The sequence below is a fragment of the Sinobaca sp. H24 genome (genome assembly GCF_023845525.1).
Window position 1 is genome coordinate 385,580 of the sequence record NZ_JALBWT010000002.1, and the last position, 21,492, is coordinate 407,071.

18 protein-coding genes and 5 pseudogenes are annotated in these 21,492 nt (G+C 43.3%); 18 read left to right on the forward strand and 5 right to left on the reverse strand.

Annotation, left to right across the window (positions count from 1 at the left end):
• Positions 1-181: 181 nt before the first annotated feature.
• The 6 genes and pseudogenes from MMY81_RS05305 (at position 182) to MMY81_RS05320 (ending at position 5,216) form a co-directional block, all read left to right on the forward strand.
• A pseudogene (locus MMY81_RS05305) lies at positions 182-1,441 on the forward strand (L-lactate MFS transporter).
• A 169-nt stretch (positions 1,442-1,610) separates the two neighbouring features.
• Complete coding sequence (locus tag MMY81_RS33820; RefSeq protein ID WP_308215223.1) at positions 1,611-2,024, forward strand: isocitrate/isopropylmalate family dehydrogenase; 414 nt, start codon at positions 1,611-1,613, stop codon at positions 2,022-2,024.
• Positions 1,949-2,547, forward strand: a pseudogene (locus MMY81_RS33825) (isocitrate/isopropylmalate family dehydrogenase); the annotation flags it as partial. The gene MMY81_RS33820 and the pseudogene MMY81_RS33825, both read left to right, overlap by 76 nt.
• A 99-nt stretch (positions 2,548-2,646) precedes the next feature.
• Complete coding sequence (locus tag MMY81_RS33830) at positions 2,647-3,057, forward strand: hypothetical protein (protein ID WP_308215233.1); 411 nt, start codon at positions 2,647-2,649, stop codon at positions 3,055-3,057.
• 131 nt (positions 3,058-3,188) lie between these two features.
• Positions 3,189-3,568, forward strand: a pseudogene (locus tag MMY81_RS05315) (VOC family protein).
• A 170-nt stretch (positions 3,569-3,738) separates the two neighbouring features.
• Positions 3,739-5,216, forward strand: a pseudogene (locus MMY81_RS05320) (protein adenylyltransferase SelO).
• A 62-nt stretch (positions 5,217-5,278) separates the two neighbouring features.
• Here the strand turns inward: MMY81_RS05320 and MMY81_RS05325 are convergent.
• A complete protein-coding gene (locus tag MMY81_RS05325; RefSeq protein WP_252311911.1) occupies positions 5,279-5,668 on the reverse strand; it encodes a hypothetical protein in 390 nt (129 codons plus the stop codon).
• Positions 5,669-5,864: 196 nt separating this feature from the next.
• Here MMY81_RS05325 and MMY81_RS05330 point away from each other — a divergent pair, with 196 nt between their 5' ends.
• From MMY81_RS05330 to MMY81_RS05345, 4 genes are all read left to right on the forward strand, one after another.
• A complete protein-coding gene (locus tag MMY81_RS05330) occupies positions 5,865-6,347 on the forward strand; it encodes a small multi-drug export protein (protein WP_252311912.1) in 483 nt (160 codons plus the stop codon).
• Between the two features lie 225 nt (positions 6,348-6,572).
• Complete coding sequence (locus MMY81_RS05335; RefSeq protein ID WP_252311914.1) at positions 6,573-7,784, forward strand: NAD(P)/FAD-dependent oxidoreductase; 1,212 nt, start codon at positions 6,573-6,575, stop codon at positions 7,782-7,784.
• Between the two features lie 312 nt (positions 7,785-8,096).
• Entirely contained in the window at positions 8,097-9,152 is a 1,056-nt protein-coding gene (locus MMY81_RS05340; RefSeq protein ID WP_252311915.1) for an EAL domain-containing protein, read from the forward strand.
• Positions 9,139-10,155 (forward strand): GGDEF domain-containing protein, encoded by a 1,017-nt coding sequence (locus tag MMY81_RS05345; RefSeq protein WP_252311917.1) that lies wholly within the window; start codon positions 9,139-9,141, stop codon positions 10,153-10,155. Before MMY81_RS05340 ends, MMY81_RS05345 begins: the two co-directional genes overlap by 14 nt.
• Positions 10,156-10,236: 81 nt before the next feature.
• Here MMY81_RS05345 and MMY81_RS05350 read toward each other — a convergent pair whose 3' ends face one another.
• Positions 10,237-10,911 carry a YitT family protein gene (locus MMY81_RS05350; protein WP_252311918.1) on the reverse strand — a complete coding sequence of 225 codons (675 nt, stop codon included), beginning with the start codon at positions 10,909-10,911 and terminating at the stop codon, positions 10,237-10,239.
• Positions 10,912-10,952: 41 nt separating this feature from the next.
• Positions 10,953-11,120 carry a YitT family protein gene (locus tag MMY81_RS33060; protein ID WP_252311919.1) on the reverse strand — a complete coding sequence of 56 codons (168 nt, stop codon included), beginning with the start codon at positions 11,118-11,120 and terminating at the stop codon, positions 10,953-10,955.
• Between the two features lie 193 nt (positions 11,121-11,313).
• Between MMY81_RS33060 and MMY81_RS05360 the strand changes: the two genes are divergently transcribed.
• Both MMY81_RS05360 and MMY81_RS05365 read left to right on the forward strand, forming a co-directional pair.
• Positions 11,314-12,558 (forward strand): GGDEF domain-containing protein, encoded by a 1,245-nt coding sequence (locus tag MMY81_RS05360; protein WP_252311920.1) that lies wholly within the window; start codon positions 11,314-11,316, stop codon positions 12,556-12,558.
• Positions 12,507-13,535, forward strand: a complete 1,029-nt coding sequence (locus MMY81_RS05365; RefSeq protein ID WP_252311921.1) for a putative bifunctional diguanylate cyclase/phosphodiesterase — start codon at positions 12,507-12,509, stop codon at positions 13,533-13,535. Before MMY81_RS05360 ends, MMY81_RS05365 begins: the two co-directional genes overlap by 52 nt.
• Before the next feature lie 45 nt (positions 13,536-13,580).
• Here the strand turns inward: MMY81_RS05365 and MMY81_RS05370 are convergent, their stop codons facing one another.
• Entirely contained in the window at positions 13,581-15,059 is a 1,479-nt protein-coding gene (locus MMY81_RS05370) for a BCCT family transporter (protein ID WP_252311922.1), read from the reverse strand.
• Between the two features lie 283 nt (positions 15,060-15,342).
• Between MMY81_RS05370 and MMY81_RS05375 the strand changes: the two genes are divergently transcribed.
• From MMY81_RS05375 to MMY81_RS05390, 4 genes are read left to right on the forward strand one after another with little or no spacing between them, the layout of a single operon-like run.
• Positions 15,343-15,921 (forward strand): GbsR/MarR family transcriptional regulator, encoded by a 579-nt coding sequence (locus tag MMY81_RS05375; protein WP_252311923.1) that lies wholly within the window; start codon positions 15,343-15,345, stop codon positions 15,919-15,921.
• Entirely contained in the window at positions 15,921-16,814 is an 894-nt protein-coding gene (locus MMY81_RS05380; protein WP_120194280.1) for a beta-keto acid cleavage family enzyme, read from the forward strand. The genes MMY81_RS05375 and MMY81_RS05380 overlap by 1 nt, the downstream gene beginning before the upstream one ends.
• 4 nt (positions 16,815-16,818) lie before the next feature.
• Positions 16,819-17,781 (forward strand): 3-hydroxyacyl-CoA dehydrogenase NAD-binding domain-containing protein, encoded by a 963-nt coding sequence (locus MMY81_RS05385; RefSeq protein ID WP_252311925.1) that lies wholly within the window; start codon positions 16,819-16,821, stop codon positions 17,779-17,781.
• Complete coding sequence (locus MMY81_RS05390) at positions 17,774-18,244, forward strand: thioesterase family protein (RefSeq protein WP_252311926.1); 471 nt, start codon at positions 17,774-17,776, stop codon at positions 18,242-18,244. Before MMY81_RS05385 ends, MMY81_RS05390 begins: the two co-directional genes overlap by 8 nt.
• A gap of 127 nt (positions 18,245-18,371) precedes the next feature.
• Here the strand turns inward: MMY81_RS05390 and MMY81_RS05395 are convergent.
• A pseudogene (locus MMY81_RS05395) lies at positions 18,372-19,730 on the reverse strand (IS1182 family transposase).
• A 206-nt stretch (positions 19,731-19,936) separates the two neighbouring features.
• Here MMY81_RS05395 and MMY81_RS05400 point away from each other — a divergent pair.
• On the forward strand, positions 19,937-20,425 hold the full coding sequence (locus tag MMY81_RS05400) for a DUF4188 domain-containing protein (protein WP_252311927.1): 489 nt from the start codon (positions 19,937-19,939) through the stop codon (positions 20,423-20,425).
• A 246-nt stretch (positions 20,426-20,671) separates the two neighbouring features.
• Positions 20,672-21,487 (forward strand): BglG family transcription antiterminator, encoded by an 816-nt coding sequence (locus MMY81_RS05405; RefSeq protein ID WP_252311928.1) that lies wholly within the window; start codon positions 20,672-20,674, stop codon positions 21,485-21,487.
• Positions 21,488-21,492: the final 5 nt, after the last annotated feature.

Here is a 21,492-nt window from a genome sequence, read left to right on the forward strand (position 1 = left end):
TTTTTGTCTATTTAAAAGGTAGAAATAAAAGTTTGTTTTAGAACAGAGAAATGATAAATATATAGAATATTCAAAATTATTTTATTTTTCCTATTTGTTTGATTTATGTAAGCGGTTAATTGTACTATAAACATATGTTATTTTTTGCATCTATTATACAACACGAAGGGAAGTCAGAAGAATGCAGACTAATAAAAACAGATGGCTTATCGCTTTATCAGCAATTGCAATTCATCTTTCCATAGGCGCTGCCTACGCATACAGCGTTTATACGAACCCTATTAGAGATACGATGGGATGGTCGACAACTGAAATAACACTGGCTTTTACATTAATGATGGCACTAGCGGGTATTGCCGCAGCCTTTTTCGACCTTTTGTAGAAAAAAACGGCCCGAGAAGATCCGCAATACTCGCAGCTGTATTATTTGGAGCCGGCCAGGCGGGCGCCGGTCTTCTCCGTTGCTGTTGACCAGCCGGTTATGTTTATTCTCACATACGGCCTAATGAGCGGTCTGGGAATGGGCATAGGCTACATTGCTCCTGTATCTACTTTGATCAAATGGTTTCCCGACCGCAGAGGAATGGCTACCGGGATGGCTGTGATGGGATTTGTGCCGGTGCACTTATTACGGCCCAGTAGCAGCAAGCCTTATGAATTCGGTAGGCGTGCAGATGACATTTTATATTCTGGGCATCAGCTACTTTGTTCTAATGATGGCAGGCGCTTCCTATATTGCACCGCCGCCGAAGGACTGGATGCCTGCAAAAATGAAAAAAGATATTGCTACCGGTAAAAAGTAGTCAAGCGCGACCTGGAACAGCTTAGTGCCAGAGAAGCCGTTAGAACAAGACGCTTTTGGATGCTTTGGACTATGATGCTGATTAATACAACCGCGGGTATTATGATTATTTCCGTTGCTTCTCCAATGTCCCAGGAAGTGGTAGGGCTGTCTGCAGCAGCCGCCGCAACGATGGTCGGAATTATGGGCATATTTAACGGAGGAGGCAGGCTTGTATGGGCCGCTGCGTCTGATTATCTGGGAAGGCCGAACGTATTTTTGATTTTCTTTGTACTTCAGGTAACAGCGTTCATCTTGTTTCCAAACATAACAAACATTCTTTTGTTTCAGGCCTTCATTTTCTTAGTAGTCAGCTGTTATGGCGGAGGATTTTCCAATCTTCCTGCTTTTATCGGCGACTTATTTGGAACAAAACAACTTGGTCAGATTCACGGCTACCTTCTGACAACCTGGTCTATGGGAGGTATCCTCGGGCCGCAGATTGTCAATCAAATCAGAGAACAGTCCGGAAGCTATATTCCAGTATTTTATCTTTTTGCCGGGCTGATGGTTTTAGCTCTTGTAATGGCAGTTCTGATACAGCTGGATATTAAAAAAGTAGCCAGCCGTGCAAAAAAGCAGCAGGAGGAAATTGCATAGAAGCTTCAGCAAAAAGGATTCCCTGCATGTAAATGCCGGGAATTCTTTTTTAACGTTTTCTGCTTCGTTTAACATTAATAAACTTGTGTTTGGATTGCCCGTATGTAGTGAATAGGATGATAAGATAAATGTATAGAATAGTTAGAAAATTTGTACATGGGAGGCTTTTATGAAAAAAACACCAATTACTGTAGCCCGGGGTGATGGAATCGGTCCGGAGATCATGGATGCTGTGCTTCATATTCTTGAAAAGGCAGAAGCTGCTGTGGAACCGGAGTTTATTGAAATTGGAAAAGATGCCTATTTGGAAGGCTGGTCTACCGGAGTACCCGACAGCGCCTGGGAATCCCTGCTTCGCACGAAAGTATTTTTAAAAGCACCCATTACGACACCGCAGGGCGGAGGGTACAAAAGCTTGAACGTAACGATTCGTTCTTCATTAGGTTTATATGCCAACATCCGGCCGACCTTATCATATGCGCCGCACGTTAAAAAAATCATCCCGATATGGATCTGGTCATTATCCGGGAAAATGAAGAGGATTTATATACAGGCATTGAGTATCAGCAGACGCCGGAAGTAGTTCAAAGCTTGAAAATAATTACCCGGCCCGGATCCGAGAGGCTGATTCGTCATGCATTCGAGTATGCCAAAGAGCACAACCGAAGCAAAGTGACCTGTGTAACGAAAGATAATATAATGAAGCGGACCGATGGCTTATTTCATCAAGTATTTAATGAAATAGCCGAAGAATACAAAGATATGGAAACTGATCATTGGATTGTTGATATCGGGCTTGCGAAAATTGCCGATTCACCGGAGCAGTTTGATGTAGTGGTTATGCCTAATTTATATGGGGATATTGGTTCTGATATTGCCTCTCAGATTTCAGGAAGCGTTGGATTGGGAGGCTCTGCAAATATTGGCGATGAAAATGCTATGTTTGAAGCGATTCATGGCAGTGCCCCGATATTGCAGGACAGGGAATTGCAAACCCCTCAGGTCTTCTGCACGGCGCCATTCAAATGCTCGTGCATATTAATCAGCCGGAAACCGCTTCTCTTATCCATAACGCCTGGTTTAAGACGTTAGAAGACGGCGTTTATACCGGGGATATTGCAAAAGGCTCCGCTTCTGTAAGTACGAACGAATTCGCGGAAGCTGTGGTGGAGCGCCTGGGCCAAAAGCCGGCTACATTCGAACCAATGATTTACGAAACAGGCAGCCGCAAAAAAACAAACACGTCGACTGTTGCGTTAAATGCGGAAGAAAGAGCTTCTTCTGTAGAAAGGCGTCTGGAAGGAACAGATGTATTTTTGTTTGAAAACAGCCGCTCTGTAGATCAAATTGCGGAAATTCTGGAAAAGTTGGACGGTGAATTAAGGCTATCCGTTATTACAAACCGGGGAGCAAACGTTTATCCTAAAGGGGCAGCAGAAATATTTACTACAGATCACTGGAGATGCCGCTTTATGCCGGAAGCAGATCAGACAGTTTCACATGAAAGCATACAGGAGCTGTTGGGGAAAATTAAAGAAGCCGGCCTGGAATGGATCCAGGTAGAAAATTTATACAGTTTTGACGGGGAACCGGGTTACTCTGAAGCAAAAAAATAAAGGTATTCATGTAAAAAAGAAAGCCTGGCCTGGCTTTCTTTTTTTATACACGGGTACTTAAACAAAACTCAAGGCGGTAAAGCGTGCTATACTTATGATATACATAGTTAACATGTAAAAGGAGCGTGACCATGAAAATAGAACATGCAGCTGTATGGGTAAAAGATCTGGAAATAATGAGGGATTTCTATGAAACATACTTCGGAGGAGCGGCTAACGATAAGTATGAGAACCATGAAAAACAATTCGAATCCTATTTTTTGAAGTTTGATGAAGGAGCACGTCTGGAACTGATGAGAAAAACCGGTATCGGTGAACGTCCTAAAGAAAACAGCATTGGATGGGCTCATGTTGCCTTTCACTTGGCTCAAAACAAGCCGTTGACGCTGTTACCGCAAAACTCGGTAAAGACGGATATGCTGTCGTAAGCGGTCCGCGCACGACGGGGGACGGTTATTACGAAAGTGTCGTCGAAGATCCTGAAAAAAATCTTCTCGAACTCACGGAATAAAAAGCATTCAAAAAATATATACTAAACAGTCTGCAGGGGTTCCGCTGAAAAGCGGAACCCCTTTTTGTGCTATCCTTATGCACCATATTGATTTAAAGTGGAAAGGCAGAGGCGTATAATAGAAATAAATATAACTAATCCGCCCTCATGCAGTGATACAAAAAGAAAGGATGAATCCTATGCAGGAATATAAAAATAAAACAGGATGGAAGCTGGAACACAGTTATGCGGAGCTGCCGTCTTTATTTCATACTACTTTTAAAGTAAACGAAGTCCCTTCTCCGAGGCTGGTTATTTTAAATGAAAAGCTGGCTGTTTCACTCGGCCTGGATGTAAATGCTTTAAAGGAAGAAGAAGGAGTGGCTGTTCTGGCCGGAAACAAAGTGCCGGAAGGGGGATCTCCGCTGGCGCAGGCCTATGCCGGGCATCAGTTTGGAAACTTTACCATGCTTGGAGACGGGCGTGCCTTATTGTACGGCGAACAAATAACGCCGGATGGAAAAAGAGTGGACATTCAGCTGAAAGGCTCAGGAAAGACGAAATATTCAAGGGGAGGCGATGGACGAGCGGCACTTGGACCGATGCTTCGTGAATTTATTATCAGTGAAGCGATGCACGGGTTGGGAATCGAAACGACAAGAAGCCTCGCCGTTACTACGACAGGAGAAAGAGTTCTGCGTGAAGGAGTATTAACGGGTTCTGTGATGACCCGCACTGCTTCTAGTCATATCCGGGTCGGTACATTCGAGTATGCCGCACGCTGGGGAACAAAAGAAGACCTTCAGGCGCTGGCGGATTATACTATTGAGCGCCATTATCCGGAGTTGAACAACACCGGGATAAGTACCTCTCCTTTCTGCAGAAAGTTATCAAACGGCAGGCAGCATTAATTGCCAAGTGGCAGCTTGCAGGCTTTATTCACGGCGTCATGAACACGGATAACATGAGCATCAGCGGGGAAACAATCGATTACGGGCCCTGCGCATTTATGGATTCGTATGATCCGAAAACGGTATTCAGTTCTATTGATATGCAGGGGCGGTACAGTTACCAGAATCAGCCCGCGGCAGGGGGATGGAACCTGGCCCGTTTTGCAGAAGCGCTGCTTCCGCTGCTTGACGACGATCAAAAGAAAGCAGTTGAAACTGCACAGGAGGAAATTTCCCGCTATATTGCTTTATTCCAGCAGGAATGGATGAATGGCATGAGAGCAAAGCTGGGCTTAAGCAATGAAGAGGCAGAAGACGAGAAGCTTGCTCAGGACCTGCTGGAGCTTATGCAGGCTCATCATGCCGATTTTACAAATACGTTCCGTGCTCTTACGCTTGAGCATTTCGAAGGAATGGAATTATTTGCAGCTCCTGCTTTTAAAGAATGGCATCAGCGCTGGCAGGAAAGACTTGACCGCCAGGAAGACTCTAAAGAAAGTGTTCAACAGCGTATGATGAAAAATAATCCTGCTGTTATTCCCCGTAACCATAGAGTAGAAGAAGCATTAACGGCAGCTGAAAAACAAGGAGACTATTCAGTAATGGGAAGACTGCTGCATGTTCTTTCCAACCCATATGCATATTCCGAGGCACAGGAAGCATATAAAGAGCCGGGAAAAGCAGATTCACAGCCGTACCGCACGTACTGCGGGACATAACAAAGGAATGACCGCTATATATAACCTCGTATTCCTATAAAAAGGGATACGAGGTTATTTGTTTATTTCTTTATTCTTCTGGTAAAAGTGCGGATAGAAACGATATGTTTTTCGGGAGGTTCTTTGACTACATAATAAATAAAGCACTGATAAGAAAAATAAGTAAAATACCGATACCGCCGCCAGCAGCGATAAGCGATTTCTGTAAAGGTGTGTCGTTTTTTTTTCGTTTCAACCGTTGTTAAGGTGCCGGGAGCACGGGATCCAAAAAGACCCGGACGGGGAACCTGGTTTTTCATTAATGCTTTAATAATAAGCGGCAGACACAACAGAACGCTTAATGCGAGCAGAATCAGCAGTGCGGCTTCATTGGAAAAATAGGAAGCGGCGGAAAAGAAGACAATAAGCGAAAGACCGACGCCGCCGATGCTTCCGTACAACAAATATTTCATTAACATTCTCCTAACGTAATTGAAATCAACAACCTGTATAAAGGCGGGTGTAATCATAATATAACGTATGTGGTGGAGAAAAAGATACAAAATTTATAATTTCAATTACCATAATAATCACAAAAAAAATTAGTAGTAAAATCAATTTATCAAAAATGTTACCCTTATTATATTACGTAAAAAATTGGGGACTGTCATGGGTATTATTGAATTACTTGGTATGTATCTTCTTATCTTTATATTATCAGCCATCCCATTTTTCGAAGCATACGGGGTCATACCTATCGCTGTTATTGCGGGCATTCCTGCTGTACCTGCTTTTCTTATTGGATGGATTGGTAACGTTATAACTGTTCTGCTTCTGCTTATTTTTATCAAAAGGGTGCAGGAGTGGGTCGCAGCACGCAGAAAAAAGAAACACACAGATAAAGAAGTAGGGAAAAGATCCCAGCGCGCGCAGCGATTATGGGAAAAGTACGGCCTGCCTGGTTTATCGATAATCGGACCGCTGTTTGTCGGAAGCCATCTGACAGCATTTATGGGAATGTCGCTTGGAGGTTCAAAAAAGCAGACTTTTTACTGGGGTTTCCGCAAGTATCGCCCTTTGGAGTATTGTTTTTTCCATTTTAGCTTATGCAGGAATCGGCCTGCTTGGACAGGGGGAAGAAACGTATATTGAGCGCTTTTTTGAATAGCACATAGGGAAAAAGACCGGTACATCAATTGGTCTTTTTGCTTATTTTATGAAAAGCAGAGGAGGGCAGAAGAAAATATTGGAATAAAGAGTGCTTTTGATTCTTTTTCATGTTAATATTTTCACATAGCACGATGGTCTTTGTGTAGGAAGCATACAACAACGTTATATGCTTTTTTTATTGTAAAAAATGAAGGGTGGAATGGAATAATGAGCACCAAACCAAAAATAGTCGTTCTTGGAGCCGGCCACGCTGGACTTACGACTGCAAAAAAACTAATTCAGAAATTGTCTCCTGAACAGGCGGAAGTAGTCCTGGTCAATAAGCATAACTACCATTATGAAGCAACATGGCTTCACGAAGTGGCGGCAGGAACTATTTCCCCAAATGACGCCCGCGTTATGATAAGCGATGTTATCAGCCCGAATAAAGCCACGCTTGTGTATGATACCGTATTGGAAATCAAAAAAGACGAAAAACGCGTCGTTCTCGAAAATGGCGATATTACGTATGACTACCTAGTTGTAGCGCTTGGCTGGAAATCAAATGATTTCGGCATCAAGGGCATGGGTGAAAATGCATTTGCTATTGAAGACATTGATTCCAGCCGTCTGATCAGTGAGCATATTGAATACCAGTTTGCCAAGTTTAACAATGAAGAAAATGCAGACCCGGACAGCTTGAATATTCTCGTCGGCGGTGCAGGTTTCACAGGTATAGAATTTGTAGGAGAGCTTGCTGATAAAGTACCGCAGCTCTGCAGAAAATATGATATTGACCGCAGCAAGGTGAAAATCATCAATATTGAAGCAGCTCCTTCTATTCTTCCAATGTTTGAGCAGGATTTGTCCACTTATGCCAGAGAGGCGCTTGAAGAGCGCGGAGTTGAAATAAGAATGGCGGCACCGATTAAAGAATGTACTCCGGAAGGATTTATTATCGGAGAGGAAAAAGAACTGGTTAAAGCAGGTACTATCGTTTGGACAGGCGGCGTAAAAGGAAGTCCTATCCTTGAAAAATCAGGCTTTGACATGGTTAAAGGAAAAGTGAACGTAAATCCGGACCTTCGCATGCCGGATGAAGAAGATCTATTTGTTATCGGAGACTGTTCATGGGTATGGGACAACGAAGGCGACCGTCCATATGCTCCTACCGCACAGCTTGCTATGCAGGAAGCTGATTATGTAGCGGATAACATTATCGCTCTAATGAAAAAAGAACCTCTGAAAAACTTTGTTTTTGATAACAAAGGAACGGTTGCTTCCCTTGGCCATTCAGATGGAATCGGCAGCATTTTCTCCGGCTATAAACTAACCGGCAAGAAAGCAGCTGCGATGAAGAAAGTAATCGACAACCGCTCTCTTTATCTTGTCGGCGGAGCAAAACTCGTATTGAAAAAAGGAAAAGTACGCCCCTTTTAAATAAATGAATCGGATTTTAACTGTGAAGGAGGGACGCTTGTATGAAAAACTGCACAATAATTAGTATTCTTCTTGTTATAGCTTCTCTAGTAGGGTATAGGCTTATTAGTGAAAGCATCGACGATACAAAAGATTTCCGCTGATCAAAAAATACAAAGATACTCCCCTTCCGGCAGAGACGATACTCCTTTCTGCCGGAAGGGGAGTTTTTTTTATGTCATTAATAGATGGAACGTATACTTTTGATACAGACTATAAAATCAATGGGAATGTACCGATATAGACAGTGATACTATGCCAGGGGGGAAAGACATGACTAAATCATGCGATATCTGTGTTATAAAGCAAAAAGGTTATACAGCCATATTTGAAGAAGGACAAAATATAGAAGCTCTTTCATCTTATTTTCTGGACTACCCGGAAGAGGAATGGGCAATATTAAATAGAAGAGCTTTTTGGACCCGGGAGCATATTCTATTTGACTTACTTGATTATTTGGAAGCCCATTATCCAGCGGAGTCTGTCTATTTTGTACATAAAAACGAAGCAGAGCTGCCGGATGACCAGGAGCAAAAAATGAATATATCAGAACTTCGTTCCGAACAGCAGACCGCCTGGATCGATAAAGTGATTGAAAAAAAAGCGATCCGAACACATTTTCAGCCTATTGTAGAAATAAAAAATAAAAAAGCTTCTGTCATAGGGCATGAACTGCTGTCACGGGGAGTGAATACGCAAGGAGAAATTATTCCTCCATTTCAGCTGTTCGAAGCAGCGCGGTCCAGAAATCGTTTATTTGCATTAGACAGAGCCTGCCGGATGGAAGCTGTGAAAAATGCAGCTGCTGTAAAAATGAACCAGCTTATTTTTATTAATTTTATCCCAACGGCTATTTATGTGCCGGAACACTGTCTTGCCACAACCTTTGAACTGATTAAGCAGATTGGCGTCAGGCCGGAGCAGGTAGTATTTGAAGTAGTGGAAAGCGATGAAGTGAAGGATATTAATCATTTGAAAAATATATTGAATTTTTACCGGAAACACGGCTTCAAATATGCTCTGGATGATGTAGGCACCGGAGCAAACGACCTAAAAAAGCTCGCCAGTCTGGAACCCCATTTTGTTAAATTGGCCAGGGAATTTGCGGACGGTGTCAGCAGTGATCCTGCAAAACAAAATGTGGCGCTCTCCGTTATTCACATTGCACACCATCTAAAGGCAACACCGCTTGCTGAGGGAGTTGAGCGTATTGAAGATATTGAGTACCTTGCCAATATGGGATACGAGCTTTTTCAGGGATACTATTTTGCCAGGCCAAATGAAATTCCAGTAGTTCAACTGGATGGTGCCTACCATGTTGAAGCTTAACAGGCTGGCACCAGGGGCGCTGTACAGCATCAAGCTGTTTCAAAAAAAAGGATACATTAGATCGCTTTACGGTATGTATATGCTGTTTGCCCTGCTGCTTATTTGGGACAGCATTTATCTTATTGCTTTTCCACCGGCTGTTATGGCAGCCTGGACTATTTTTGTCTGTGCAGGCGTTTTTGTAATTAAGCATACAATTGATAATCATAGCACCGGAATGTTAAGCCTATATCTGATCCTCGCATTTATCTGGTGGAGCGCCACTATTTTTGGAACCGGCGGGTGGGAAAGTCCAATATTTTATTTTGCGGGTATTCCGCTGATTTTGTATGCCCTGTCCGGTTCGCTGCTATTAAATACAGCCGGGGCCCTGATTTATGGAAATACCGTGCTGTTCAGCGGGATTTTTATGTTTCCGGAATCCAGCGATTTTATTCTCCCGCTTAGTATTATTGGAGTCAACGTTTTAACAATTGCGGGAGGGTTTCTTATTTCCTATGCGCTTCATCATTATGAAAAAACATTCAGCAATCTGAAGGAGAAAGTTTACACGGATTATTTAACAGGCCTGTATAATCGCGAAGGATTTTTAAAGGCATGGGGCAACAGACGTCCGAAAAGAGGTATTTTTGCCGTAATGGATTTGAATCAATTTAAGCAGATAAATGACAACCTGGGGCATCATACGGGTGATAAAGTTCTGCAGCAGGTGGGAAGCGGATTAAAAAGAGAACTGCCGGATTCAGCGATTGTAGGACGGATCGGCGGGGATGAGTTTATTTTATATCTGCCCCATGCAGTAAATCTGGAAGCGGAACAGCAAAAGGTGGAAACGATTGTGGCGCAGGCAGGGGAAACGATAGGCATATCTTTAACTACGTCAGTAGGTATGCTTTTTGTATCTCCAAAAAGCGGCAGTTTTAGGGAGCTGTATAAAACTGCAGATGAAAATATGTATCATCATAAAAAAGCATCCCGGCCGGCTATAAAAGATATGGTATAAAAAAAGAGAGTGCCAAGGACCGGGCGCTCTCTTCTTTTTACAGAATGTTGGAGACCTTTTTATACCACATATCATTGCTCGTTATTCATTAGACACTGCGTTATGGGATTCATGCGGGATAGAGAAGGTGCCCCCGGAAACATCCTTTACGTTATGAACAACAATAAACGCATTAGGATCAATTTCTTTAATAGCTCGTTTGAAACGAAGCAGACGGTGCGTTGGTATGATCACATAAAGCGCTCTGCGCTGTTCTTTGGAATATTCACCGTAAGCATCAAAAACAGTGGCGCTTGCGGCAAGCTCTGTTGTAATACGTTGGGATATTTCTTCTGAATAGGGAGAAATGATATTAATAGCTTTTTTGGAATCAAAACCGCCGAGTACATAGTCGGTTACTACTTTTCCGATATAAAGTGTAATCAGCGTATACATAGTAAATACAGGGCCGATAATAAAAATGCCGATAATAACAACGGCGGCATCGAGTACCAATGTGGTACCTGTTAAATCCCAGCCGCGCTGGTGATGAAGAACCCGGGCGATAATAGAAGTTCCTCCTACCGAGCTTCCTGCCTGGAAAATGAAGCCGAAGCCAATTCCCGTAATAATTCCCGCAAAAATAGCAGCAAGAAGCGTGTCTTCCATCGGTACGGCATACACTCCTTCAAGCAGCCAAATGAAAAATGACAATAAAAACACATTAAAAATCGTTTTTATAGACCATGTGGCGGGGCAGGTACCTGAAGCTGACACCGAGAAGCAGAAGGAATATAACGGGGTCGAGATACTTGGCGTTAAGCCGGTAGCAAAAAAATTAATAATGCCGCCCCGATAATGCCGCCTTCTGCAATGGAGTTTGGCATAGCAAGCTGTGTGACCGAAACCGCAAACAGCAGCGTACCGATAATATAAACAATATATTTTTCATGAGCGGAGGCTCCTTTCTTGTCCCAATTTGACACAGAAGATTAGTATAACAAAAAATTCACACTGAAGGAAAAGAAGCCTGATATTTTTTCGATGTTTCATTAAAATAATTTATACGAAATGTGCGGATATATTGTATAGTAGAAATTATAAATAGTTCAATAGAACTACGTGACCGCCTGGAGGACGACTAATGAAAATAAATAAAAAAAGAATGCCTTATTCATCATGTTATGGGTCATTGGCTTAGCTCTGTGGGTACTCTTATATAAAGAATCCAACAATATAGAAGCGGTCGGTACCAGCCTTTTTGCTGTCGGAGGGGCTGTGTGGGCTTTTATTCAGATAAGCAGGACAATTAATAATTCCTCCGGCCACCGCCGTATGTTTTGGAAATGGTTAAACAGAGGAATAGCAGCTAATGGAGCAGCTAATAGTATCTGGCTGGCTGCTGCATTATTAGGAATATCTGCATTCCCTCCTTCGTTGTCAGATGTTTTGTGGCTTGTGTCTTACTTTTTATTTCTTTGCGCGCTTTTATATCAGCTTTTTATTGCAAGCCGGGAACCGGTAATATCTATTCATGTGTTTAACGTGAGCGTTTTTATGATTGTAACGACAGCGATAATAGGACATTTTTTTACAGCACTCGCTTTAGAGCTGTTCGATTATTCCATTGTAAACAGTGTAATGAATCTTTCTTTTTTATTAATTAATATTACTCTGCTGTTTGCTGCGGGCTATCTTGTTTATTTATTAAAAGCAACACGTGATATCGTGGTAGTATGTATACTCATTGCCGCGTTCGGTTTTCAAAGTATAGGTGATTTTCACGCTGCTTACCTTGAAATAGTGGGGGTAACAGTGAGTCCGGGCAATTTTAATGATGTATTTTGGCTGGCAGCTATTATTTTAATAGGCGTGGCAGCTGCATACGAGAAAATAGAAATTTGGGAAACCAACTGGATGATCCGGAAAGATTTAAAGCAGCCATTTATCTTTTTTCCAGCTGCAGGAAGTACTCTGTTAATTCTATTTACCATGAACAGCTATGACTGGCGTATAAATATACTCAGTGCATCTATCGGGATCATATTATTATTATTTGTCGGCAGAAATTATATTATGAACAAAAAGAATTCAAACCTTATACAAGAATACAGGCATCTGGCGTATTATGATTCTCTTACAGGGATTTATAACCGTACGAGTTTTAAAATAAATGTAGATAAGGCGGTTGCACTTGCCAGAAAAGAACAGACCGAGCTGTCACTGCTATTGTTTGATATTGATCGGTTTAAAGCAATTAATGATTCGCTCGGTCATCATGTAGGTGATGAGGTACTGATGGAAAGTGCTTACCGCCTGAAAAATGATCTACCCTATGATATTTATCGTTTAGGGGGGATGAGTTTGTCATCATGGTGGAAGATGCCCGTGAAAACAAAGCTCTGGAAGCTGCAGCCCTGGTAAAAAGAGCGTTCAGCAAACCGTATTTAATAGCAGGACAGCGAATATCGATCACACCAAGTATTGGTATCAGCTGCTATCCGTCTACGAGTAAGGACAGTGACTCCCTGTTAAAAAGTGCCGATGCCGCTATGTATGCGGCAAAAGAGAATGGAAGAAATGCTTTTGTATTTTATGATGAAAAACTTCACAAGAAGCTAAGCCGTAAAATGATCATTGAAAGCGAGCTGCGGCAGGGGTTGACAAGACACGAATTCACACTGCATTATCAACCTAAAATAAATGTCCAGACGCTGGAAGTCTGCGGGATGGAAGCATTACTGCGCTGGAATAATCGAAAACTGGGCAGCGTCTCCCCTTATGAATTTATTCCGATAGCAGAAGAATCAGGTTTTATTAAGTTATTAGGAAGCTGGGTAATGAATGAAGCCTGCCGTCAGGCGCAGACGTGGAAGCGCAATGGGATATTTCAAGGGACAATGGCTGTTAATGTTTCGGTTCATCAGATAAAATATGGGGATGTTTTGACGATGATAAGAGAAGCACTGGAAAAATCAAAACTGGCTCCCGAGCAGCTGGAAATTGAAATTACCGAATCGATCATGCAGGATGTGGACGCAACTTCTGTTATATTTGATGCTCTGCGTGCCTACGGTGTCCGGGTAGCGCTGGATGATTTTGGAACAGGTTATTCTTCGTTTCATGTATTGAAAACTCTTCCTATTGATACAATTAAAATCGATAAATCCTTTATTGATGATTTAAGCGGAGTAAAAGAACAATCCCTGGTTAAAGCAATTATAGATATTGGACGCCACCTTCAGCTCGAAGTCGTAGCAGAAGGGGTGGAAGAAGAAGTGCAGCTGGATGCTCTTGCGGCCTATGAATGCGATACCGCTCAGGGTTACTTATTTTCAAAGCCGTTAACTGTGCTGGAAATAGAGCAGTTTTTAAGCCAGCATGATAGTAAAGCTTTATAGAAGCAAAAAGCCCTTTTTTCCTGATATGGAAAAAAGGGCTTTTTTTTAGTTCTGTTTGTGTTCACTGATTAATGTTTTCATAATACCGATGCACATTAAAATAATAATGATCGAGAGGGGCAGAGCACTGACGACAATGGAAGTCTGAAATGCATTCAGCCCTCCTACAACCAATAGAACTGCTGTGACGGTCACAAAGAACACGCCCCACATAATTTTAATAGAGGTCGGCGGGTTCAGGCTGCCTCCTGTAGTCTGCATGCCTAGAACAAATGTAGCTGAATCGGCAGTAGTTACAAAAAAGATGGTAATAACGAATATCGCAAGCACGGAGATAAGTCCGCTCATGGGATATGCTTCAATAACATAAAACAACGCACCCTCCAGTGACTGCGAAGAAACATCGCGTCCGTCGTACAGTTCCATGAAAATAGCAGAACCACCCAGCGTACTGAACCAGAAAAACGATACGATGGAAGGCAGAAGAAGTACGCCTGCTATAAATTCACGGATGGTTCGCCCTCTGGAGATCCGGGCGACAAACATTCCGACAAATGGTGTCCAGGAAATCCACCATGCCCAGTAAAAGACGGTCCAGGCCTGCGTCCAGTCTGCTTCCTGTGCGTCAACCGGACTCATGCGCAGTCCCCAGCCAATAAAGTTCTGCATATAATCTGATAATCCGGAAGCGAACATATTCAAAAGAAACAAAGTCGGCCCGGCAATAAACATAAATAGAAGAAACAATCCGGTTATTGATAAGTTGATATTGCTTAAGTATTTAATACCGCGGTGAATACCGGTACTCGCTGATGTTACAAAAATGATAGTGATAATAGCCATAATAATAAACTGGACCCCAAGATTATACGGTACTCCGAATACAGCCTGCAGGCCGGAGTTAATCTGCTGGGAACCGAGGCCAAGAGAGGCTGCTACTCCAAACAGCGTAGCGAATACCGCAATGATATCTACAATCGTTGCTGCTGGTCCGTACGCATGTTTTCCGAGTACAGGGCGAAGCGTTGTGCTCATTAAGCCGGGCGCTTCGTAGCGGAACTGCTGCAGGGCAAGAGCTAGAGCTACCAGTGCATAGATAGCCCAGGCGTGAAGACCCCAGTGCAGCCATGTTGACGATACACCTGTTACTGCATCTGATGCTTCTCCTCCATCTCCGATAGGCGGGCTCGCGAAATGACTGATTGGTTCGCTGACCCCATAAAACAGCAGGCCGATGCCAATACCGGCGGAAAACAGCATCGTAAACCAGGTAAGCCTGCTGAATTCCGGTTTTTCATCCGGTTTCCCCAATCGTATTTTTCCATATTTACTAAAGCCCAGATAAACGGCAAAAATCAGCAGGCCCGTTACTAATATTTGAAAGTACCAGCCAAAGTGATTAAACAAAAAACTCTGAGTTACTGTAATGCCGGATTCGAGCTGTTCAGTGAAGAGGACCCCGAATAATAGAAAAGAAATAATAAGTACAATAGAAACTTTTAATACCGTCGTGAATCTTGACATATGCAAAATTCCTCCTTCATTAGACTTGCGCTGCTACTCTTTTAATAGCCTCGCTTAAGTATATGGAAGTAGGATGAAAAAAGAAAAACGCGTATAACAGCGTATACTCTATAAAATCTATGCAATTTTTATTGTACAAAGTTTACAGCGTTTTATCTTACCAATACTCGGTTTATCGCGTAGATAAGATAGGAGAGCCGCTTTTTACTTTTTTTAGAAAGATGATACAGTAACAACTATGAGCAGAAACTACTAGATAGGTAGATGAGGGAGAGTAAAGACTATGACTGTAGAAAAAGAAGCGGAACTGCTCTCACAGCTAAGCGAAACAGAGCGTCAGATCGGAGACAGAATTTCCGATAATATGAGTACATTCGGCGTATCTTCTACTATAGGAAGGCTTCTCGGTATCATTTATATGAACCGAGAACCGATGACACTTGATGATCTGGCAGAGGCAACGGGAATGAGCAAAACCAGGATGAGCCAGGTAATGCGTGAAATGATCGCCCTGAACATTGCAGAAAAAGAACATATTAAGGGAAGCAGAAAAGAGCATTATAATGTGGAAAATGATTATGTACAGACATTTATCTCCCTTTTTACGACAAACTGGCGGGAAGTAATCAGTAAAAACCGCATGTTCGCCAAAAAACTGCAGCAGGAAATAAATGAAATAGAAAAAGCGAATAGCGGTTCTTACGAAGTGAAAGCCAAGGTGGAAGAGCTACGCAAAGAATTAAGCAAATGGGTAGCCTATTACAATTGGATAAACAACCTGGTGGAATTCTTTGAAAGTGGAGCTATCTTTGAATCAGTTCCTGTAGAAACGCCATTAGAAAACGAAGGAGAAGATAAATAATGGGAAAAAAAACAATTATCTCATGTGCAGTAACCGGGGCAGGTAACACATTCCAGAAAAGCCCCCATGTACCAATTACGCCAAAGGAGATAGCAGAAGCTTCCATTGAAGCAGCAAAAGCCGGAGCGGCAGTTGCTCATATTCATGTAAGAGATCCTAAAACAGGGGAGTACAGCTTTGATCCTGCCCTTTTTCAGGAAGTGGTGGAACGGGTTCGTGAGAAAGAAACAGATGTGATTTTAAACATAACAGCCGGTGGCGGCGGAGATTTTGTTCCGGATCGTGCCAATCCTGAAACAGGAGGGGAAGGAACGTTTATTCAAACGCCGGAAGAGCGCCACCTGCCGGTCGGTAAACTGCTTCCGGAAATATGTACATTGGACTGCGGCAGCTTGAATTTTGGGGACCAGCTTTATATGGCACCTGTAGAATGGCTTCGTGAACAGGCGGCACTTATTAAAAACAGCGGCGTCAAAGCAGAAATGGAGTGCTTTGATACCGGCCATCTGCGATTTGCCAATCAGCTTGTTCAGGAAGGACTTATTGATGGAGATCCTTTGTATCAATTCTGCCTGGGTATTCCCTGGGGAGCGGAAGCAGATGCTGAAACGATGCTTCATATGATTCATCATCTTCCGGACCGTGCCAATTGGTCAGCGTTTGGCATTGGACGTCACCAAATTCCAACGGCAGTACAGGCGGCTTTATTAGGCGGGAATGTACGTGTCGGCCTGGAAGATAATTTGTATCTCGAAAAAGGAGTGCTCGCAACAAACGCCCAGCTTGTAGATAAAACGACAAATATTCTTCAAGCATTGGATATAGAGCCTATGACGCCGGAAGAAGCACGGAACAGCCTGGGATTAACAAAACAATTACCGCAGAGAGGATAAAATAATGACAAATCAAACGATTGCAGTTATTGGAACAGGCGTCATCGGAAATGGATGGATCGCCCGCTTTTTAGCAAAAGGATTCGACGTGATCGCCTGTGATCCGGCTCCCGAAGCCGAACAGAAAACACGAACGACAGTAGAAAAGCTTTGGCCTTCGCTGAAAGAGCATGGCATGCACGAAACGGCATCTTTAAACCGCCTCTCTTTTACAGATGATATAAAAACGGCTGTTTATGAAGCAGTGCTTATTCAGGAAAACGTTCCGGAGCGTGAGGATTTGAAAAAAAGCGTGCTGGCTCAAATAGATAAGCATGCACCAGCCGAAAGTATTATCGCTTCGAGTACTTCCGGCTATAAGCCGACTACGCTTCAGGAACAATGTGTTATTCATCCGGAGAGAGTGATGGTCGCACATCCTTTTAATCCAGTGTATCTTCTGCCGCTGGTGGAAATTTCAGGGGGAGCAGCTACGAGTCCGGAAGCATTGGAACGGGCACGGAATGTATATGAATCTGCAGGCATGAAGCCCTTAGTCATGAAGGGAGAAGTAGATGGACATATCGCAGACCGCCTGATGGAAGCGCTCTGGAGAGAAGCACTTCATATTGTAAATGACGGACATGCAACGACTGAAGAAGTAGATAAAGCAATTGTATACGGTGCAGGACTGCGCTGGGCATTAATGGGACCGTTTTTAACTTTCCATTTAGCCGGTGGAGAGAAAGGAATGGCTCATATGCTTGAACAATTCGGTCCTGCATTAAAAGCACCGTGGACTAAGCTGGAAGCACCGGAGCTGACCCCTGAACTGAGTGAAAAAGTGATAAACGGAACAAAAGAGCAGTCCGGAACACAAAGCGTAGCCGAACTAGAAGAAAGACGTGATCAGTTTCTTCTAAAATTGATGCGCCTGCTTCAGGAAGAAAACTACTGGCCGGCAGAGAAAGTGGAAAGCAATGTCTGATAGTCAGTTAATTTGGGAAGGGCGCGTAAAGGCAGAGTGGGTCGATTACAACAACCATATGAATGATGCGGCATATGCCATCGTTTTCAGTACGGCTCTTGATAGTATGCTGGATAAAATAGGGCTTGATGAAGCGTTCCGAGAAGAAAATCACTATACGGCTTATACGCTTGAAACCCACGTTCTATATAGGACAGAAGCAGTGCTGGATGAAAAATTGGATGTGTTTGTTCAAATATTGGATAAAGACGAAAAAAGACTTCATCTATGGATGGAAATGAAAAATGAAAGTAGTGAACTAGTAGCAGCAAGCGAGCAGATGATCATGGGAATGGATCAAGCAGCCGGGCGTCCGGCACCTTTTCCTCCCGCACTTGTAAAAGGAATAGAAGCGCTGCCTCATACAGAAGCTAAATTCCGTCCGTCTATGGCCGGACGCGCGATAGGCATCAAAAAGAAGTAAAGAAACAGCATTCTCAACTAAGAGAATGCTGTTTTCAGGTTGTTGAGAAATGAAAGAAACAAGGTTGTTTTTTCCCGTGGATCGTTCGATCCACGTTTTTTTCACTTCTTTCGCAAAAAATCGTCCTCTAAGCCGACCGTTTGGCGAGATAGAGGGCGATTTTTTTCATGTTTTGACAGGCAGCGGTGAGATGGGCCTGCGCTTGGACAGACGGGTGCCCGCGATACCGCGTGTACCGAAAACCGTGGAGCTCTTTGGCATCGCCAAAGCTCCGTTCGATGGTCTGGCTGCGTAAATGGTACAAGGCTTTTCCTGTCTTCGTTCGTTTTCTTGCTCGCGCCCGGTCTTTCCCATCCTCCCATATATGTCGGCTAATTAACCGGGAGGAAGCGGCAGGCGAAAAACAAGTCTCCCGCATCGGACAGCCCTGACAGTCCTGCGGGCGGGAACGATACTGACGATATCCTTCCCGATCGGTAAGGCGGTAGGTCAACATACAGCCCATCGGGCATACATAGGCTTTTTTGGACGCGATGTATCGAAACTTCCGTTTCGGCAGGTACCGGCGGCTTTTTCCGTAGCGACGGTATCCCATCACCGCATAAATTCCCTGCTCTTCGAGCTTTTTGCACAAATAGCCTGTAAAATAGCCGGCGTCGAGCGCCACCGCCTCTACCGGGAAATCAAACGTAGCCCGCTGCACCTCCAGTCGGTCCAGATACGGATCCGCATCGTGGACGTTACCGGGCGTGATATAGGTATCGGTAATGATATTATATTTGGCGTCCACCGTCCGGTGGTCGAGGTAGAAAAATCCCTGCGGTTTGCCATCTCGCATCATGAATCCACTATCCGGATCAGTCCGACTGATTCGGGTCATCGCTGGGTCGGCGGGCTTCCTCTCCTTCCGGGGTCCGAGCGCTTTTTTCCTTCTTTTTCCCGATCGGCTTGCACTTCGGCTTCCAGTTCTGCTAGATAGGCAGGAACTTTGGGGGATTTGGCTTTACGTAGAAATTTGTTTTTATTGGCATTCGCTTTGACATGGGTGGAGTCACTCACTAAAATCCGACCGTCCACCAATCCATGGCCCTCTGCTTGATGAACAATGGCATTAAAAATATCTTCAAATACGGTGGTATCCAGAAACCGGGTCTGACGGTTCCAGCTGATCGTGGAATGATCTGGAATGCGATCCGTCAGAGAAAGACCAAGAAACCAACGATAGGCGACGTTGGTCTGAAGCTCTTTTTCCAATTGCCGTTCCGAACGAATGCCATAAAAATAGCCGATAAACATCATTTTAAACAACGTGATCGGTGGAATGGAGGGCCGACCGATGGTCGGCGAATAATAGGCAGCCAGTTTTTTCAATAAACTGAAAATCAATCATCGTATCAATGGTGCGGAGAAAGTGATCAGCGGGCACCAGTTCTTCTACAGAAACAGTCACTTGATCGCGTCGATGGTTTTTGGCTTTGCCAAGCATCTTAGGATCGCCCCTTTTCTTTTCAGTATACGACCATTCCAGCTGCTTGCCCACAAAAAAACTGCCGAGAAAGAAAACTTTCTCGACAGCCTGGAAACAGCATTCTCAACTAAGAGAATGCTGTTTTATTTTCAATAAAGTACTATAATAAAGGAAAGAAAAGCGTATGTAAGGCATACTAAAAACAGTAAACGGGAGGAGTTAAAGTGGGAGCAGATCTGCAGGAGGGACGCTTTACAACAAAAAATGATGAAGAGATCGTCGTGTTTGTGATTGGGATGCGCATTAATCGTTTCCGTTCTATTCGTAAATGGCTGCCCGTTCTTCTTGCCATGCCCCCTATGATAAAAGAGCTGTCCATTCGTAAAGAGCTGGGCTGTTTACATTTACACAGCTACTTGCAGCTGCCTGCGACAATGATGATTCAATACTGGGAGTCTGAAGAAAAACTGCTTGCTTATGCGAAAGGGGAAAAGCATTCCAAAGCATGGAAAACGTTCAATAAAAGGGCGAAGGGAAATCACGCGGTAGGAATCTATCACGAAACGTATAAGGTTCCCAAAGAGTCCTACGAATCCATTTATGTGAACATGCCTGCCTTTGGTTTAGGTAAGGCTCTGGGTACAGAACCAGTAAGTGCGTCTACCAATACAGCTAAAGAAAGGCTGAGACGAACAAAAGAAGATAAGAATTAAATATATGAAGCGGCGTGCCTGAACCGGCACGTTATTTTTTATGAAAAAAATTTTTTTTTAAAATCTGCCGATGCATTAGATCGGAGAAATCCACCGTCATTCCGCACTATGACTATACAACAGAAAGTGTTTCATAATGTAAATCACAACGTTGTACATGAAATGTTCGTTCGTTTGGGATGAAAACGTATACATTTTCATAGGAACCGATGCTACACTTACTATTGAAAGGAGGAGCAGTTGTTCATGGATGACCGAAGCAAGCAGATTCTCGATGAGCTCATGCACAATCCAAATGTGGCAAGTGTTGTGTTGGAGAAAAAATATAACTTAACACGCCGGCAGTTTGGATACAGCATGAATAAGATCAACGAATGGCTGATGGCAAAACATCTACCTGTCATAGAACGTACCAGGCAGGGCCATTTTATTATTGATCAATCGGTATTTACTGACCTGACAAGCCAGGAAAATGACTTGGCAGCTGTCTCCATCCTCTCAGAAAAGCAGCGGACATATATGATCATGCTGATGCTTCTTGGAACGAAAGAGGAATTGTCCCTGTATCATTTTACCGCAGAGCTGGAAGTAAGCAAAAACACAGTGCTGCATGATTTAAAACAGGTGCAGGTATATTTGGAAAAATATGAACTGTCCATTCGTTACTCAAGAAAGTCAGGATATCTTCTGGAGGGGAAAGAATTTCAGGTCCGTAAATTACTCATTCATGTAACATACCGGATTTTTCAGATGGCAGACGGCGAACAGAAAATTAAAAAAGCCGCTCATGTAGATGAAAAAGAAATTGAAGAGTTCCGCTCCAGGATTGAAAAAGTAGAAAATAAGCTGCATTTAAAATTTACAGATGAGAAATTAGCAATGATGCCGTATATTCTGTTATTTATTTACGCAGAGTGCAGAAGGGCAGAAACATCAAAGAATCCTCCATTCCATACGAGGAGCTGTCGGATACAAAAGAATACCAGGCAACGGAAGAAATCTTCCGGGAGACCGAAGACATTCCAAGGGAAGAACGATTATTTATTACTCTTCATTTGCTGACAACA

Excerpts from the sequence above, each read along its gene's own strand:
- MMY81_RS05330 (WP_252311912.1), top strand. The coding sequence starts at position 5,865 with ATGGGTATTATTGAATTACTTGGTATGTATCTTCTTATCTTTATATTA.
- MMY81_RS33820 (WP_308215223.1), top strand. The coding sequence starts at position 1,611 with ATGAAAAAAACACCAATTACTGTAGCCCGGGGTGATGGAATCGGTCCG.
- MMY81_RS05375 (WP_252311923.1), top strand. The coding sequence starts at position 15,343 with ATGACTGTAGAAAAAGAAGCGGAACTGCTCTCACAGCTAAGCGAAACA.
- MMY81_RS05385 (WP_252311925.1), top strand. The coding sequence starts at position 16,819 with ATGACAAATCAAACGATTGCAGTTATTGGAACAGGCGTCATCGGAAAT.
- MMY81_RS33830 (WP_308215233.1), top strand. The coding sequence starts at position 2,647 with ATGATTTACGAAACAGGCAGCCGCAAAAAAACAAACACGTCGACTGTT.
- MMY81_RS05380 (WP_120194280.1), top strand. The coding sequence starts at position 15,921 with ATGGGAAAAAAAACAATTATCTCATGTGCAGTAACCGGGGCAGGTAAC.
- MMY81_RS05335 (WP_252311914.1), top strand. The coding sequence starts at position 6,573 with ATGAGCACCAAACCAAAAATAGTCGTTCTTGGAGCCGGCCACGCTGGA.
- MMY81_RS05390 (WP_252311926.1), top strand. The coding sequence starts at position 17,774 with ATGTCTGATAGTCAGTTAATTTGGGAAGGGCGCGTAAAGGCAGAGTGG.
- MMY81_RS05345 (WP_252311917.1), top strand. The coding sequence starts at position 9,139 with ATGTTGAAGCTTAACAGGCTGGCACCAGGGGCGCTGTACAGCATCAAG.
- MMY81_RS05360 (WP_252311920.1), top strand. The coding sequence starts at position 11,314 with ATGTTATGGGTCATTGGCTTAGCTCTGTGGGTACTCTTATATAAAGAA.
- MMY81_RS05325 (WP_252311911.1), bottom strand. The coding sequence starts at position 5,668 with ATGAAATATTTGTTGTACGGAAGCATCGGCGGCGTCGGTCTTTCGCTT.
- MMY81_RS05365 (WP_252311921.1), top strand. The coding sequence starts at position 12,507 with ATGGTGGAAGATGCCCGTGAAAACAAAGCTCTGGAAGCTGCAGCCCTG.
- MMY81_RS05405 (WP_252311928.1), top strand. The coding sequence starts at position 20,672 with ATGGATGACCGAAGCAAGCAGATTCTCGATGAGCTCATGCACAATCCA.
- MMY81_RS05370 (WP_252311922.1), bottom strand. The coding sequence starts at position 15,059 with ATGTCAAGATTCACGACGGTATTAAAAGTTTCTATTGTACTTATTATT.
- MMY81_RS05340 (WP_252311915.1), top strand. The coding sequence starts at position 8,097 with ATGACTAAATCATGCGATATCTGTGTTATAAAGCAAAAAGGTTATACA.